The sequence below is a fragment of the Mucilaginibacter flavidus genome (assembly GCF_024055575.1).
GTDB classification, from domain to species: Bacteria; Bacteroidota; Bacteroidia; order Sphingobacteriales; family Sphingobacteriaceae; genus Mucilaginibacter; species Mucilaginibacter flavidus.
Genome location: NZ_JAMXOE010000001.1, coordinates 141,402 through 156,861 on the forward strand (window position 1 = coordinate 141,402; position 15,460 = coordinate 156,861).

Sequence of the window (15,460 nt, forward strand, 5' to 3'; positions counted from 1 at the left end):
AATCGCGAACTTTGCAGAACGGTCATGCAAAGTTCGCGATTGCCTGCGCTAGCCAGCGGATCGCAATGACATAATTTTTACATCATATAACCTATGTCAAAACCAATAGTAACCGGCCTGATGGCCTACGGAATGTCGGGGCGTATATTTCATGCGCCGTTTATAACTACTAACCCGGGCTTTGAGTTTAAGGCCGTTGTGGAGCGGCACGAAAAGAAAGCTGCCGCCCGTTACCCGGATGTGCTAAGCTACAGTTCAATCGATGAACTGTTAGCTGATGATGAAATTGAGCTGATTATTGTAAACACGCCCAACAATACTCACTTTGATTTTACTATGCGGGCCTTAAATGCCGGCAAGCACGTACTGCTGGAAAAACCGGCAGCTGCAACATCTGCCGAAGTAAAGCAAATGTTCGACCTGGCGCGGAGCAAGAACCTGCACCTGATGCTATACCAAAACCGCCGGTACGACAGTGGCTTTATGCTTACCCGCGATGTTATTGAAAGCGGTCGCCTGGGCCAACTGATTGAAGTGCACATGCGTTTCGACCGGTATAAAGCTGCGCTGGGCGTAAAGGCATTTAAAGAGAAAAAAGAAAACGCCGCCAATGGTTTGGATTACGACCTCGGCCCGCATTTGATAGATAACATCATTGCCCTTTTTGGGAGGCCACTTAGTTTTCATAAAACTACCGGCATTTACCGCGAAGGCTCGGAGGTAAACGATTATTTTAACTACCACCTCATCTACCCAAACCAGTTGAATGTTTATTTAACATCGTGCCTTTTAATTGCCGAGCACCTGCCCGGTTTTGTGGTGCACGGTACCCTGGGCAGCTTTGTGAAAGGCCGCAACGATGTGCAGGAAGCCCAGCTTGACGCCGGCATGCTGCCAACCGCGCCCGGCTACGGCATTGAACCGGAAGGCAGCGATGGCAAACTGGTGACCATGGGCCCGGATAACAAAAAAATTACAGAATGGTTAACCCCGCCAAAGGGCGATTATCCCGGTTTATTTGAAGCGGTTTATCATACAATCCGTAATAATGCGTTATTCCCTGTAACTGAAGAGCATGTTGCCTGGCAATTAGAATTGCTTGAAGCTTAAAAATATCGTATATATGTCCCCTAAAAAATGCAATTGAACACAATGAAAAAACTATTCTTTTTTTTATGCTTTATAGCAGCGGTTGGCTGCACCAATGCGCAAACCCAAGCGCCGTTTACCCCGCCGGCATATATTCCTCCGTATAGTATTTTAACTACCGACAGCGTAACCATTACCCCGGCCAACCTGAAAAAGAATAAGGCTACCATAATCATCTATTTCGCGCCTGATTGCAGTCATTGTCAGCACCTGATGTTTGAGTTAAAGCCACACATGAAGGAGCTTAAAAATGTGCAGGTAGAAATGATAACATTTGTACAGCAGATAAAAGCTATCCAGACTTTTTATCGCGATTTCGATCTGAAAAAATGGCCTAACTGGACCGTAGGAACTGAAGGATATACCTATAAAGTGCAGCAGTTTTATCATGTAGCCACTACACCATATATTGCCATTTACGATAAAAACGGTAAGCCGGTAAAGTATATTGACAAAGACCCTAAGGTTGCGGATATATTGGCGGCTACTAAGAAATTGTAAATTTTCTACTGCGCGGCCCCTGTGCTTTCTTAGTGTCCTCTGTGGTAAAAACTAACCACGGAGTTCGCTGAGAAGGCGCAGAGTATCGGAGAAAAAATCAGGAGCAACACAACCCATAAACGTCATTGCATATCGTGAATGCATAGCGGCGTGCTGTGGGGACACAGCACGGGGAAGGGTCTGTCTGACAGCTTCTTCGCCTAATTTTCAAATCATCAAATTAACACATCGTCAAATCATCCCTCCCCTCCCCTGTCACCAAAAATTTACCAAAATCTCCGTCATCCCAACAACAAAGTTACATGGGGTGCTGGGTGGTAAAAAGTAAAAGTCACACTTTTGCGGCATGAATCCCAATTTGATAAAGACATTCATTTTTTCACTTTTTATATTTTCATTTATAGCTGTTAAGGCGCAGCAAACCAGCGGCACTGTTAGCGGTAAACTGGTTGATGCTACTAGTAGCCAGCCACTTGAACTTGCCACCGTATCGCTGGTGAGCAAGATCGATAACCATACCGTTAAAAGCATGCAAACCGACCTGCAGGGCAATTTCAGCCTTACAGGCATCAACGACGGCCAATACCTGTTGCGGGCCACGTATGTGAGCTACCTGAGCTATTTAAACAGCAACATTAATATATCAGCTGCCAGTCGCCAGGTTGATCTTGGCAATATAAAGCTAAGCCCGGCTAAGGGTGTGCTGAAAGAGGTTACCATTACCGCCCAAAAAAGCCAGATACAGCTGGGTATCGACAAAAAATCGTTCAACGTGGAGCAAAGTATTGTGAGCCAGGGCGGCTCGGCTACGGATCTGCTGAGCAATGTGCCATCGGTACAGGTGGATGTGGACGGTAATTTGAGCCTGCGCGGGTCCACCAGTGTTAAGGTGCTGATCAATGGGAAATCGTCGGCGCTGACGGGCGGGAATATTTCGGATATTTTACAGTCGATACCGGCGAGTGCGATTGAGACCATTGAGGTGATTACCAACCCATCGTCTAAGTATGACGCGGAGGGGCAGTCGGGGATAATTAATATCGTGCTGAAAAAGAATGCACAGAAAGGCTTTACCGGGTCGGTTTCGGCAACGGTGGGTACGCAAAACACGGTAAATACCAACGCGGCCATTGCCTACCAAAACAGCAAGGTGAACATATATGCCAACTACAGCTTTCGCAAGGGCACGCGCGTTGGCAATGGCTTTTCGAACAAGCTGACCAATGTGGGCGATACCCTGCTGCAAAGCCAGAACCAAACCCAAAACCAGTCGTTTACTTTTACGGGGCACAACATCCGTAGCGGGATTGATATTAACCTGGACCCTAAAACCACGCTGGGCTTTTCGGATAACATCAACATCCGCGACCGCGACCGCACGCAAACCGGCAGTACGTTAATTAGCCAGAACAACAGCCTGCTGCAACGCATCAACCAAAATAATTTTTCGCATGGCACTGGTACCGACATCGATTTTAACATCGACTTTAACCACAAATACAAAAAGAAAGGCGAAGAACTTACCGCCAACGTAAATTACTCGACAGATAAAAACAACAATTTTGATAACCTGCTGAGCGAGTACAACGATTATACCTTGCCGCAGCCATACAGTAAATCGCAGCAGAACAATACTACGGTTGGGCGCGGGCATAACTGGAACTTCCAGACCGATTTTACGCTGCCGCTTACCAATGGCAAGCTGGAGGCCGGCCTGCGCAGCCAGATAAATAACAGCGATAATAACTACGTTGTTGATACCCTTAACAACACCAACGGCGGCTTTGACTACAACCCGTTTTTAAGCAACCGCTTTATTTATAAGGAAAACATAAACGCCGCCTACACCAATTACCAGCACCAGTTTGGCAATTTCGGCCTGCAGGTGGGTTTGCGTTTGGAGGATTCGCATATCCGCACCTCGCTTACCGACAGCGTGACCGAACAGCATAAGCAGGATTACCTGCGCCTGTACCCCAGCGTGTTTTTAAGCCAGAAGCTGAGCCAAAACCAAACCCTGCAACTGAGCTACACCCGCCGCGTACAACGCCCGCGCGACCGCCAGCTGTCGCCCTTTGTTGACCAGAGCGACCGCCTGAACTACCAGCAGGGTAACCCCGACCTGCGGCCCGAAGACACCCACGCGTTTGAGCTGAGCTATATTAACTACTTTACCGGCGTTACGCTCACCTCGTCGCTTTACTACAGGCTCACTAACGGGGTTATACAGCGCATTACCACGCCGCTGAGCCCTACTAATATTGATACCTCGCTAACTACGTTCCAGAACATCAAAAGTGCCTCGAACGCCGGCTACGAGCTGATTGCCAAGGTGAGCCCAAGCCCGATACTGGACCTTACCGCCAACCTGAACGTTTACTACCGCCATATTGCCGGCGACGCGGCATTTAACTTAGCCACCACCAGCGGCTACGCATGGAACGCCAACCTTACCGGCAACCTGAAACCCTTTAAAAAACTGGGCATACAACTGCGCGGCGACTACCAGGCTCCGCAGGTAATACCCCAGGGCAAAATGCGCGCCATGTACGGCATGGACGGCGGCATAAAATACGACATTACCAAAACCCTCAGCCTGGGCGGCAACGTGCGCGACATATTTAACAGCCGCAAATTCCGCTCGGATATAAATTACAATACGCCATACTTTACCAGCAGTACCGTAAGCGAACGCCGCTTTGGCACCCGCACCGGCATGGTAACCCTTAGCTACCGCTTTGGCAACAACGGCATACCACAGAAAAAGAAAGAGAAAAAGGATGGCAATAACCAACAACAGGACCAGGATAATATGCCGGATGAAAACGGCGGTGGTGCTGCGCCGGGTGCCGGTGGTGGCGCTGCGCCTGGGGGCGGGGTTGTGAAGGGGAAAGGGTGATTTTTTAGGGATTTTTGATATCTATGAGGGAAAGGCTCGCCGGGGATGGCGGGTCTTTTTTGTGCGTTAAAACGTTCCTGTTCACAGTGAAACACAAGGAACGGGGTGGAACAGTAAAAAGTAGATAAATTTTGGCGAAAAGTGCGTTCCCGGGTTGTTATGGCTGTTTTTTGCTTGAAAACCGTTATGGAAAATGTGAAAAGTGCTGACAAAATGGTGTCAGTGTTTATATCGTCTTTAATGTTATAGTGATTAAAGGGGAGGTTACCTGTCAGCGGGCCAGCCCGATAAATCGGGGCGGCAGCGAAAAAAAGAAAAGGGCTTACGGGAGCGGTGATTTTTTTACGTTTTCTTGCTATTATATATTATTGATTTAAAACCGGTGCAGTTTTGTCTACTTTTACAGGCTTTGGTTTGGGCGTGGGCTTCAAATTTTTATTGTTATTAACCGGGGACTTGTTGTTATTTACTGCCGGTGCAGGATTATTTGTATTAGCGGGTGTATTGTTGCGACCATTTGAATTCCGCCCGTTATTATTACCGGCACCCGGGGTGTTAAGAGCGGGCCGCGAGTTTCGGAGACTATTGTTTTGCGGATTTGCAAGTTGATTATTTGTTGCCTGATTTGCAGCACCATTATTTAACGAACCGCGGGAACGATCAGAATTTAAACTACGCTGTTGATAAGGATTGTTGCCCAGACTCTGTACAGGCGACCGTTGCTGTGTTTGAGACGGTACCTGCCGTTGCGATTGTCCCTGGACCTGGACTCTTTCATAATTTGGAACCGCTCGTTCCCTTATCCCCCTGTTACCCCCGTTTTCAAATTTGGCCGGGGAATTATTTCGCCTGGGGGCATTGATGATAAATTGCTGCTTATTCTTGTTTTTTGTTCTGATAACCCAATCCGGATAATAGTTTACCGACCGTACAAACCCGTGTTGCCTTTTTGAGCCTGCAACAATATCTTTTAACAACACCAGGACATCGCCTTTTACATGGGTATTATTATCCCGTTCCATTGCGCGCCGCAATTTGTAACGATAAATATTTAAATAATTTTCGCAATCATCTTCCGTGTAGCTCATTTCACGCATTAAAACGGGGTTCCTTTCGTATAAATTTTCAATCATAAAATAGTAGTCGTTTGTACTTAATTGCCCGCTTGGTTCCGCCTGGGAAAGCATCCTGTATGCTTTCCCAAAATTTTCAGGGCCATCAGCTTCCGCCTGTTCGGCGTTTTGAATCTGTACCGTAATACGCGAAGGGTCAGACGCGGTTTTGCATTTTACTATACCGGCAAGGGCTCCCGTATCATTAGGTTGATATTGAAGCGCGTAGCCATAAAATTCGATAGCTTTATTGTAAATCCCATTATTATAATAATAAGCAGCATAACCCATCATTTTGTTATAAGCGTTGCTTTTAATTAAATTGTTGCACAATTCCATTTTTCCTCCGAGGTTTTCATTTTGTTTACCCCCAGGAAATTGTTTTATAATATCGGCATATTCATTTTTTGCAAGTTCATAGCCCCCGTTGTTGAACAACAGATCGGCGCGGGTAATTTTGTCTTTATAACTGCCATCGGGCCTGCTGGCGGGTTCTTCGGGCGCGTAGCTTCCTAAAGCCACAATCTTATTGCTGCACAATCCGCTGCCATTTTCTAAATCATCCGGAAAAAAAACCGAAGGTATGAGATAGGTATCAAGGTTTACCGCTGCAACTTCCGTTACCTCTTTTGTTACATTTTCATAAGTTATTTTTTTCCTAAAGCTTGCGTACGCAAATCGCAGGTCGCCGTTATTGGTATGCTTTACCTGTATACAATCCAATATTTTTATACCCGCAGTATCGTATTCAACATTTATTTTATTGTTAAAGCTTTCATCAATAGTGTTTAAATAACTCATAAAGCCCACTGTTTTATCTTTTTGAGCAAAAGGAAGATCATTTGCAAACGGCAACTGCGGATCGGGGCCATCTTTAAATTCAAGTATCCGGCCATACAGCGCATCGTCTTTTGGCCCGCTTATACCCATACTTGAGTATTGTTTAATTGCAGCTATAAAGCCCTGTACCTGTTCGGTAATTTTATCTGTATCTCTTTGAGTTAAATTCTGGGCTGCTATGCCCTGGATAAAACAAAAGCTTAGCAGAAATAAAAAACAATTTTTCATGCGTATTGCGGTAAGCCTAAGGTTTTGTTTGTTGTATATTCTTAACCAAAATATCGCCAAGCCTTATCTCCCATATATTGCCATCGGCGGGGCTAAACTGTCGCGTTATAATAAATTTGCCGGTTTTTTGTGTTTGCTCGCAAAATTTCCAATAAGTTGGGGAGTTTTCATCTGTTTCGGGTAACGAATTTTTATACCGTACACAAAATTGCTGAGTATAAGAAAAATCACCTACATAATAAACATTTCCGTTGCCGTCTTTTTTCTGCTGAAGGTGCGTTCCATCGATAGATATTCGTGTGAAAGAGATAATCACGTCTTCAAATTTTTCCTTATACGAAGGCACTATATCTGTCAAATATTCTCTAAGGTCGTATTTCTTACTTCCGTTGTGCACGGTTGTAACCTGGACCTTTGCCCCTTTTATGAAAAAATCAACAATGTTATCGGCAATAATACCAATCTGGTTTGCCGGCGCTTTTGTAAGGTGCTTTATTGACCTGGCGTATTCTTCGATTAATCTTTTTGCCGCCGTGTCCAGTCTCCTTGTTTGCTCGGGCGTAAATGGTGCATTCCGGACTTGTGCATGGCTGATTATTGCGCAAAAACAAATTATGAGTAAAAAAAATAATCTCTTCATGGTTATTGGAATAATCATTGATTATGTGATTCAACAAGTTCGAGCCTTGTTATTTTGCTATCAGTTTTGCCTTTATAGGCTGATATTATTTTAAACCCGGTTATTGACTGGTCGGTTGTTAGGCGTTCAAGATACTTTATACCTTCACCGCTTCCCTCCCATCTTCGCGGAATTGCCGAGGCATCGTCAGGGTGCATAACAACCATAAAATTTGTAGCAAAATAAGTATTCATCATTGCGTCTACTTTTTGCCGCTTAATTTCTTCTGATATCCCCGGCTGTATTAATTCACCCAGCGTTTCTTCTAAAGATGACGGGGGGGTATTGTGCGGATCTTCCAGCTTACCATTCTGTGGTTTAAAAACCACCAAAACAGGGCCGGTGGAGCTTGAAGCCAGCGCGATTAGGTGGGTGCGGATGTCGGTTATTTTGTGATAAACCTTAAAGTTTTCCCATATACTATCACCGGCAATTGTTGAATAAACCAAAACTTCTGTATACCCCTTTTTCATGGTAGTTGGGTTTGGTAAAATCGCGGCTGGCTGGGCGGGAACATTGCCAGTACTGCCAACACATAACGATGCTGTACTTACCTTGCTAAAGGCATCATCGTATTTTTTCATCACATCGCTAAAGTCTTTTTTTGAACCAAAAAGCTTTTTCTTCCAGTTGGATAGAATATTGGTGGCTGTGTCTGAAATAATTATATTACCTTTTTGTAATGAATCAACTGAGCGAATGCTTCCTTTTAAAACGCCAATTTTAGTATCTCCGGCAAATTGAAAGGGTGTATAAAGGTTTTTGATATCTTCGCTAAAGCCATGGCTGGCACACGGTACGGTATTTGAAAAGTACCGTACGTCGAGCACTAAAGCAACTGTTTGCTGTTTTTTACACGCCATGGCAAACAAGCACGCAGCCGCCACCAGGAATGTTTTATTAATATTATTCATATTTACCTAAATTAAATGTGATTAATCATGTGTCTGGAAGTTTTGAGCTTGAATCAGCAAGCCATTATATCCAATAAATGACTTCAGTTCTGCATTCATCCCGGCGCCATCAACCAGGTCAAATAAATTATCATCCAAAATCCGTCCCCACGAGGTTAAATAATACCTGCTGCTGGTATCAACCACCTCATTCTCGGGTGCATCAGAATTTTTCGAATCGTCATAAACAATCCTGACATTGCTGTTATTATCATTTTTAAATAAGGTGATAAAATCAGAGCTCTCTTTTGGTTCGCGTTTTTCATCAAACCGCCTCCCAGGTTCTTTATTAACTTTAATTTTATAAACTAAAGCATCAAGTTCAGCTTTTAATACCGGGGGGATATTAGGGAGAGGCACTTTCTGCTCCACCCTTACCAACTCAGTCAGGTCTGTGTTTTTATCAGGCAGGTTTGCCATGTCCTTAAAATATTTCTTCCTTTCTTTGTAAAAGCTACGTCTGAAGACATACCATTCCGACAGAAAGTACCCCGTATGTTTAATATGAACATAGGCAGTCAGGCAAAACAGTATCGGGATAACATAAGGTAGTAACACGGCATCGTCATCACTAAGGGCAATCATAACACCTATACTTTTAACAATGGCAACCAGTATGATCACAGCGATAAAAAATATCTTTTTTCGTTGAGTTTTTTTTATCTCGTCTTCAAAACCATTTGCAATATCGCCGGCTGTTATTTTATCGACGCTCCCGGTTTTACCCCTATAATCATTTAATGCAATTGAACATCGCAGTTTGTTGATATGATCCTGCGGTTTGTGTAACAAGAAGGCGAATATGATATCAATAGCGACAACCAGGCAGGCAACGCTCACATAAATAAAATCAAATTCTATAACAAAAATTGAAACTAATATGGTTGCTGCTTCTATAATCAAGGCAAAAATGAACCAGTTTCTGTCAGCCCTATAACCAACGGTTGAAAATATCCTGGGGTGCTCAAATATGGAGCCTAACTTTCTGGGGGCTTTCCGGGTTGGCCTCCAATTGTCTAATACAGATGGGGGTATCCTAAAGTTCCCGATCTCTCTGTTGGTAACAGGTCGCATGGTCATGATAATAGTTTAAGTAATCAATAAAATATCAAATCTTATATGTCTAAAAAAGACATCCGGATGTTTAAATGCCTCCCGGCATATCAGGAAAATAAAAAATGCTTTTAATACTCAATTGGCGGCGATGCCAAAGTCAAAAACTTTATGGGTAATGCCCTGCGCGCTTGCGGTTGAAGCTCCGTACATAAAGCAATATTCGCCAATGGGAATCCCATTTGAAAATGATACTTCATAAATACCGCGCTTTATTTTTTTGTATTTAAATAATACTTTTGAGGCCTCATCAATACCAAAGTCGGCACTTACGGAGTTCGACTTGCCAACCACAACCTCGCGGTCATTTTTACCAATCTGGAGCCTGACAAGGAAAAATTCGTTCGGGCTTTCTACGTTCGATTCAGTGTGATTATTGTCATTTAATCCCTTTTTGTCGGTATCGAAAACGAAAACAAACAATGGGTTCGAATCTTTAATTCTCAGGTTCGCTTCTTTGCCGCTAAGCGCTGCCTTTGATTTTGAGTTAAACAATGTACTAACGCTCCGTTTAAGGGCCTCACCCATCCCGCCCGATTTACTGTTGGTGAGTACGGCCGGGTCAAGCTCTACATATTCACTGGTTGAGGCATTATAGTAATAGATGCCCGATTCTAATGCAAGTTCGGCACTGTTATTACTATTATTAACTGCTACCGGATCCGCTGGTTGCTGTGCCGATTTTGTTTTACCTAGCATGGCGGTAACTACGTCATCGGCTACGCCTGCTTTTTTTAAAGCCAGCAGTGCATCAACCGATAAATTAAAATTGCATTGCGAACTTTCAATTTTTGATTTAATGATGTCTTTATTTAAGCCGGCTTTCTGAAGCTTTAACACAGTTTCATTGGTAACAATTTCATTTGCCTGGCCATACGAATTGGTACCTGCCGCAATAAAAACAAAAGCAACAAGCAACGAATAAAAAAGAAGCTTAACAGCTAATTTAGGAACAAGATGGGTAAACAATAGTTTCATGTGATAGGGGGTTTTAAGGTTTTTCTAAGGTAAAATAAAATTTCAGACAAAAACAAATATTTTTTAATATTTATTAATATCTGTTTCTATAGCTACTTGTCCAGGTACCGTGGCTATCCAAAACATCCCCCGTCTGGTCTAAGTTTAGCGCAGCGTAACTTAGACCCAAAACGTTGCAAGCATTCTGCTTGCGAAACCAAACCACCTTGCCTATCTTAGCTATATGGGCAGAAAATATAAATTCCACGATCATCAAAAACTTCATTTTGTAAGCTTCGCAACCGTAAATTGGATAGACGTTTTTGTAAGGAGAATTTATTGCGACATTGTCGTCGGCAGTTTGAAGTATTGTATCGAAAACAAGGGGCTTGAGCTATACGCGTGGTGTATAATGTCGAGCCATGTGCACCTGATAATCGGTACCGAAAACGGCAACCTATCAGATATCATCAGGGATATGAAACGACATACTTCAAAACTGTTATTAAAAACCATCAGCGAAAATATGCAGGAAAGCCGCAGGGAATGGATGATGCACCTATTTGAAAGAGCAGGTGCGAATAATTCCAATAACGAAAAATACCAGTTTTGGCAACAGAACAATCACCCGATTGAACTATCAACCCAGGAAATGTTTGACCAGCGGCTGGATTACCTCCACTATAACCCGTTTGAATCCGGCGCGGTCGCTCATCCGCCGGATTATTTATATAGCAGCGCAATAGATTATTATACCGATCAAAAAGGCTTACTGCCGATTGCAGAGTTAAGCTGAAAGCTTAACAAATTTTAGGTCTAAGTTACACTGCGTTAAACTTAGACCAGGAGGGAAGAAGAAGTAGTGGCGGTGGGGCAGCGCAAAGAAAATCAATACAAGTAACAGGTGGGAGTTATAACCCAAACATGATAAGATGATAAATATTAAATTAAATAAAACCGACTTCGATCTTCTTAAATCAGTAGTTGACCCAGATGTTTTTGACAGACTAAGTTATAAAACAGGAGATTATGACATTATAAATATAGAAGTGACAACCTATGTTGTTGATATATTGCAGGATCAGGTAATAAGTAAATTAATGGAAGTGGGTTTTAACGATGATTTTAAAATAAATCAGCTTGGAAATAAACTCGAATCGTTAATTGATAAAATTTCATCAAGCATAGCGGATTAGGACTCATGCGTCAATTTGTATTTTCAATCTGGCGCGTATGCAGCGCAGAGGCCTTTTAAAGACAGTACCTCGTGCCCCACTAATATGCACCCTGCCTCTGGTCTAAGTTTAGCGCAGCGTAACTTAGACCCAAAACGTTGCAAGCATTCTGCTTGCGAAACCAAACCACCTTACCTATCTTAGATATATGGGCAGAAAATACAAATTCCACGATCATCAAAAACTTCATTTTGTAAGCTTCGCAACCGTAAATTGGATAGACGTTTTTGTAAGGAGAATTTATTGCGACATTGTCGTCGACAGTTTGAAGTATTGTATCGAAAACAAGGGGCTTGAGCTATACGCGTGGTGTATAATGTCGAGCCATGTGCACCTGATAATTGGTACCAAAAACGGCAACCTATCAGATATCATCAGGGATATGAAACGACATACTTCAAAACTATTACTAAAAACCATCAGCGAAAATATGCAGGAAAGCCGCAGGGAATGGATGATGCACATGTTTGAAAGAGCAGGCGCGTATAATTCCAATAACGAAAAATATCAGTTTTGGCAACAGAATAATCACCCGATTGAATTATCCACCCAGGCAATGTTTGACCAGCGGCTGGATTACCTCCACTATAACCCGTTTGAATCCGGCGCGGTCGCTCATCCGCCGGATTATTTATATAGCAGCGCAATAGATTATTATACCGATCAAAAAGGCTTACTGCAGATTGCAGGATTAAGCTGAAAGCTTAACAAATTTTAGGTCTAAGTTACGCTGCGCTAAACTTAGACCAGGAGGGAAACCCGGTAAGAGCAGGATTTGTGGGTTCGGCGCATGAGTACTGGTACATCAGTGCTAACCCCGAAAGTCCGCTGAAAATTATTTGGTGACGTCAGCGGGACGCTGACCAGTGATTAGGTTCAAGCGGGACACTTGAACCGGCGGAGGAGGGTTTACAGGCGTGAAGGCCTTTTATTTTATAATATATTGGATTTCAACAATTTACTATTGGGCATGGCTATACTGTAAACCCCGCCTGTAAACCCCCAATTAATACGTTGATTATTAATGCATTATAAAATGATAAAACTAAATATTGCTGATAATCAGCATGTTTCAGCAGCGTTCGGGGTGTTCCGCGTGCAAAAGTGGAACGCTTCGTCAAAATTATTCCGCATAAATCCTCCCATTTTGCCGTCCGTCAAATGTTTACTATATTTAAGTGATTGATAATTATACTTATAACCCGTATGAGAAGCTACGTAAACGTGTTTATCCTGCTGCCCTTATTGCTTGTTGGCGGCACCGCCCTGCGGCCGGGCATAAAAGCTAACGCGCCTGCCAATACCATAGCTGCCAAACCGGGCACCGACCTGAAAGACGGGCTTGCTTTCCTCAACCTGGTGCGACAAAATCCCGCCAAATACGGCACCGAATTTGGCATAGACCTAAGCGCCATGAAACCAAACATTGCCCTGACCTGGAACGACACACTTGCCAAAGTGGCCCAGGCCAAGGCTATGGATATGGCGACACGCGGATATTTTGACCACGTTGACCCCGACGGGAACGGTATGAACATAAAAATTGCCGAAGCCGGCTACTCCCTGCTGCAAAGCTGGACAACGCCCCGCAGTCAAAACTATTTTGAGTCGTTAGGCGCCGGATACCGGGATATTAATGACGCTATTAAAAACCTTATTATCGACGCAGGCACGCCCTCGCTTGGCCATCGGCTGCACCTGCTGGGCCAGGGCGATTTCTGGAACAACTGTTACGATATTGGCATTGGCGAAGCAAGGGTGAGCGGTGCGCCTTACTCATCATACTATAGCTTTATTATCGCCAAGCATAAGTTTTAAGGGAATTAACAATGTGAACCCACTTTCCATTGGCCGTTCAGGCGCGGGTATGCAGGGGGCGGCCTGTAAAGGCAAAGTAAATCTATTTATTGTATAGCACCTGTAGTCCATCAGGTTGCCTGACCGGATGTTATAACGGTTATCTCCAATTGTTTTAGAGCCTTCATTAAAATACTTTTACCTTTGAAAGATTAGCCGGTGATCGCCGGTAATCTATAATTATAGCATCAATAAACGATGGTGAACGACTCAAATCAATCTACAGCCGAATCTTATTTCCCTAAAATTTCTATCGTTATCGTCACCTACAACGCAGGAAAAACCTTACAGCAATGTTTAGACAGCATTTTTGAACAGGAATACGCCAATATCGAAATAGTAATTGTTGATGGTAACAGCACCGATAATACCATAGAAATAATAAAACGAAACAATAATAAAATTGCTTTCTGGATGAGTGAGGCGGATGCCGGTGTTTATGATGCCATGAATAAAGCTCTGAAACACATCACAGGCGACTGGGTTTATTTTCTCGGGGCGGATGATGAGCTACTGCCTGATTTTACAAAGTTTGCGACGTGCCTGGCGGACAAAACGGCCGTATATTATGCAAACGTATTCGCCGAAGGAGCCAAACGGCTGGGGGAACTATCACGGTACCAGTTTGCGAAATTTGGCCCGTATCACCAGGCAATGATCTTTCCAAAATCGGTATTTGAAAAATATACATACAATACAAAGTATAAGATATCAGCAGATTTTGCCCTTACGCTCACACTTTGCGGTGACGCGGGATATCATTTTATTTATAAAGATTTTGTGATCGCTAAATTCAATCACACCGGCCTGTCAGGGGTAACGATAGACACGCCATTTCAGCAAGACAAGGCAGGATTGATACTAAAAAACTTCGGGTTAGTAACCTGTGTCAGGTATATTTTGCACAGGTACAAGAACAGGCATAACCCCAGGGCCTAAGGCCGTGGTTGAAATAAGCCGGTCAAGCAACCGCTACTTTACCGTATCTCCCCTATCTAACCGGCTTACCAACGATTCAAAGTGATGCTGAAAATAAAAATCGTGCGCGTTTTCGCCTTCCGGAATAACATGCGGTACATGATAGTACGCTTCTAATATACGCGGTGTTTTCAAGCCTTCGGCAAGCGAATAGGGGAACGATTGATTGCCAATAAAAAACTTACAGCCGGCAATTATTTGCGCCATCTCCAAAAAGCTTTCAGTGTGGAACAGCTCTAAATCGGGTATGGATTTCTTCATGTCTTCATATTCCGACTTTACGCCGATGAAAACGACATTTTTATAGTCTTTTAAAAACGAGTAATCTATGGTTGAGTTTCTGTACCGCTCACTTCTTGATAAAACTATTTTATCACTGAACGATGTATCCGGTTTTGCCAAAAGCCAGGGCTTCCAAAGTTCGGGCGTAACCCCGGTGATATAGCTGCACCACCTGGCAATGTTGGCATTGTTTAAAGGCAGTATTTTGGACCGAAAAAAATCTAAATCGATATGGATTTTTTGATCGCTGTAAGCGTCTGTCTTATTTATATAATCCTGCGTGTCTAAAAGTGTAATTAATTTGCCGGCTGTTTTGGCGTTTATCATTACGGCACCCATAGAATGCGAAGTATTGCTAAAGATGGGTGCAGGCAGTGGCATGTCTAAGCGCAGGTATAAATTAACGGGGACCCCGGTAACCTCGTGAATTTTTTTGATAGTCGGTAATGCGTAAATAATATCGCCAACGTTTCCGCTATGGGTTATATTCAGCAATTTATCCTGCTTTGCAGCAGCTATGATTTTTTCCTGTGTATCTAAACGGTCGGTCCCGGTAAAAAAGTTTAAAACTTCCTGCTCGGTATAGTTTTTTAGCTCCCACTTATATTTTCTATACTCGTTTTTATCGCGGTATTTCAACCACAGCGCTTCTATTGAACTTTTTCTTTTAAACATCT

General features: G+C 43.3%; 14 protein-coding genes. 8 read left to right on the forward strand and 6 right to left on the reverse strand.

Annotation, left to right across the window (positions count from 1 at the left end; all coding sequences use genetic code 11):
- Window positions 1-93 precede the first annotated feature (93 nt).
- The 3 genes from NAF19_RS00640 to NAF19_RS00650 all read left to right on the forward strand — a co-directional run bounded on the left by NAF19_RS00640 (window position 94) and on the right by NAF19_RS00650 (window position 4,549).
- On the forward strand, window positions 94-1,110 hold the full coding sequence (locus tag NAF19_RS00640) for a Gfo/Idh/MocA family oxidoreductase (RefSeq protein ID WP_252787804.1): 1,017 nt from the start codon (window positions 94-96) through the stop codon (window positions 1,108-1,110).
- Window positions 1,111-1,152: 42 nt separating this feature from the next.
- Entirely contained in the window at window positions 1,153-1,650 is a 498-nt protein-coding gene (locus tag NAF19_RS00645; protein ID WP_252787805.1) for a TlpA family protein disulfide reductase, read from the forward strand.
- A gap of 346 nt (window positions 1,651-1,996) precedes the next feature.
- On the forward strand, window positions 1,997-4,549 hold the full coding sequence (locus tag NAF19_RS00650) for a TonB-dependent receptor (protein ID WP_252787806.1): 2,553 nt from the start codon (window positions 1,997-1,999) through the stop codon (window positions 4,547-4,549).
- Between the two features lie 365 nt (window positions 4,550-4,914).
- On the opposite strand, the gene NAF19_RS00655 is transcribed toward NAF19_RS00650, so the two are convergent.
- The 5 genes from NAF19_RS00655 to NAF19_RS00675 form a co-directional block, all read right to left on the reverse strand.
- Window positions 4,915-6,729, reverse strand: a complete 1,815-nt coding sequence (locus NAF19_RS00655) for a hypothetical protein (RefSeq protein ID WP_252787807.1) — start codon at window positions 6,727-6,729, stop codon at window positions 4,915-4,917.
- Between the two features lie 16 nt (window positions 6,730-6,745).
- Window positions 6,746-7,369, reverse strand: a complete 624-nt coding sequence (locus tag NAF19_RS00660; RefSeq protein WP_252787808.1) for a hypothetical protein — start codon at window positions 7,367-7,369, stop codon at window positions 6,746-6,748.
- A 14-nt stretch (window positions 7,370-7,383) separates the two neighbouring features.
- Window positions 7,384-8,322, reverse strand: coding sequence for a hypothetical protein (locus NAF19_RS00665; protein WP_252787809.1), 939 nt, complete (start codon window positions 8,320-8,322; stop codon window positions 7,384-7,386).
- A 21-nt stretch (window positions 8,323-8,343) separates the two neighbouring features.
- On the reverse strand, window positions 8,344-9,441 hold the full coding sequence (locus NAF19_RS00670) for a hypothetical protein (protein ID WP_252787810.1): 1,098 nt from the start codon (window positions 9,439-9,441) through the stop codon (window positions 8,344-8,346).
- Window positions 9,442-9,552: 111 nt separating this feature from the next.
- A complete protein-coding gene (locus NAF19_RS00675) occupies window positions 9,553-10,452 on the reverse strand; it encodes a hypothetical protein (RefSeq protein ID WP_252787811.1) in 900 nt (299 codons plus the stop codon).
- A 223-nt stretch (window positions 10,453-10,675) separates the two neighbouring features.
- Between NAF19_RS00675 and NAF19_RS00680 the strand changes: the two genes are divergently transcribed.
- The 5 genes from NAF19_RS00680 (at window position 10,676) to NAF19_RS00700 (ending at window position 14,462) form a co-directional block, all read left to right on the forward strand.
- Window positions 10,676-11,227: an REP-associated tyrosine transposase gene (locus tag NAF19_RS00680; protein ID WP_252787812.1), complete on the forward strand. Its 552-nt coding sequence runs from the start codon at window positions 10,676-10,678 to the stop codon at window positions 11,225-11,227.
- A gap of 136 nt (window positions 11,228-11,363) precedes the next feature.
- Window positions 11,364-11,627: a hypothetical protein gene (locus tag NAF19_RS00685; protein WP_252787813.1), complete on the forward strand. Its 264-nt coding sequence runs from the start codon at window positions 11,364-11,366 to the stop codon at window positions 11,625-11,627.
- Window positions 11,628-11,814: 187 nt separating this feature from the next.
- Window positions 11,815-12,366 carry an REP-associated tyrosine transposase gene (locus tag NAF19_RS00690; RefSeq protein ID WP_252787814.1) on the forward strand — a complete coding sequence of 184 codons (552 nt, stop codon included), beginning with the start codon at window positions 11,815-11,817 and terminating at the stop codon, window positions 12,364-12,366.
- Window positions 12,367-12,872: 506 nt separating this feature from the next.
- Window positions 12,873-13,484 carry a CAP domain-containing protein gene (locus NAF19_RS00695; protein ID WP_252787815.1) on the forward strand — a complete coding sequence of 204 codons (612 nt, stop codon included), beginning with the start codon at window positions 12,873-12,875 and terminating at the stop codon, window positions 13,482-13,484.
- Window positions 13,485-13,721: 237 nt separating this feature from the next.
- A complete protein-coding gene (locus NAF19_RS00700) occupies window positions 13,722-14,462 on the forward strand; it encodes a glycosyltransferase family 2 protein (protein ID WP_252787816.1) in 741 nt (246 codons plus the stop codon).
- 33 nt (window positions 14,463-14,495) lie between these two features.
- Here the strand turns inward: NAF19_RS00700 and NAF19_RS00705 are convergent, their stop codons facing one another.
- Window positions 14,496-15,458, reverse strand: coding sequence for a hypothetical protein (locus NAF19_RS00705; protein WP_252787817.1), 963 nt, complete (start codon window positions 15,456-15,458; stop codon window positions 14,496-14,498).
- Between the last annotated feature and the right edge of the window lie 2 nt (window positions 15,459-15,460).

Bases quoted from the DNA above. Each gene is read 5' to 3' on its own strand.
- NAF19_RS00680 (WP_252787812.1), top strand. From the start codon at position 10,676: ATGGGCAGAAAATATAAATTCCACGATCATCAAAAACTTCATTTTGTA.
- NAF19_RS00640 (WP_252787804.1), top strand. From the start codon at position 94: ATGTCAAAACCAATAGTAACCGGCCTGATGGCCTACGGAATGTCGGGG.
- NAF19_RS00660 (WP_252787808.1), bottom strand. From the start codon at position 7,369: ATGAAGAGATTATTTTTTTTACTCATAATTTGTTTTTGCGCAATAATC.
- NAF19_RS00645 (WP_252787805.1), top strand. From the start codon at position 1,153: ATGAAAAAACTATTCTTTTTTTTATGCTTTATAGCAGCGGTTGGCTGC.
- NAF19_RS00665 (WP_252787809.1), bottom strand. From the start codon at position 8,322: ATGAATAATATTAATAAAACATTCCTGGTGGCGGCTGCGTGCTTGTTT.
- NAF19_RS00670 (WP_252787810.1), bottom strand. From the start codon at position 9,441: ATGACCATGCGACCTGTTACCAACAGAGAGATCGGGAACTTTAGGATA.
- NAF19_RS00655 (WP_252787807.1), bottom strand. From the start codon at position 6,729: ATGAAAAATTGTTTTTTATTTCTGCTAAGCTTTTGTTTTATCCAGGGC.
- NAF19_RS00705 (WP_252787817.1), bottom strand. From the start codon at position 15,458: ATGTTTAAAAGAAAAAGTTCAATAGAAGCGCTGTGGTTGAAATACCGC.
- NAF19_RS00695 (WP_252787815.1), top strand. From the start codon at position 12,873: ATGAGAAGCTACGTAAACGTGTTTATCCTGCTGCCCTTATTGCTTGTT.
- NAF19_RS00690 (WP_252787814.1), top strand. From the start codon at position 11,815: ATGGGCAGAAAATACAAATTCCACGATCATCAAAAACTTCATTTTGTA.
- NAF19_RS00700 (WP_252787816.1), top strand. From the start codon at position 13,722: ATGGTGAACGACTCAAATCAATCTACAGCCGAATCTTATTTCCCTAAA.
- NAF19_RS00650 (WP_252787806.1), top strand. From the start codon at position 1,997: ATGAATCCCAATTTGATAAAGACATTCATTTTTTCACTTTTTATATTT.
- NAF19_RS00675 (WP_252787811.1), bottom strand. From the start codon at position 10,452: ATGAAACTATTGTTTACCCATCTTGTTCCTAAATTAGCTGTTAAGCTT.
- NAF19_RS00685 (WP_252787813.1), top strand. From the start codon at position 11,364: ATGATAAATATTAAATTAAATAAAACCGACTTCGATCTTCTTAAATCA.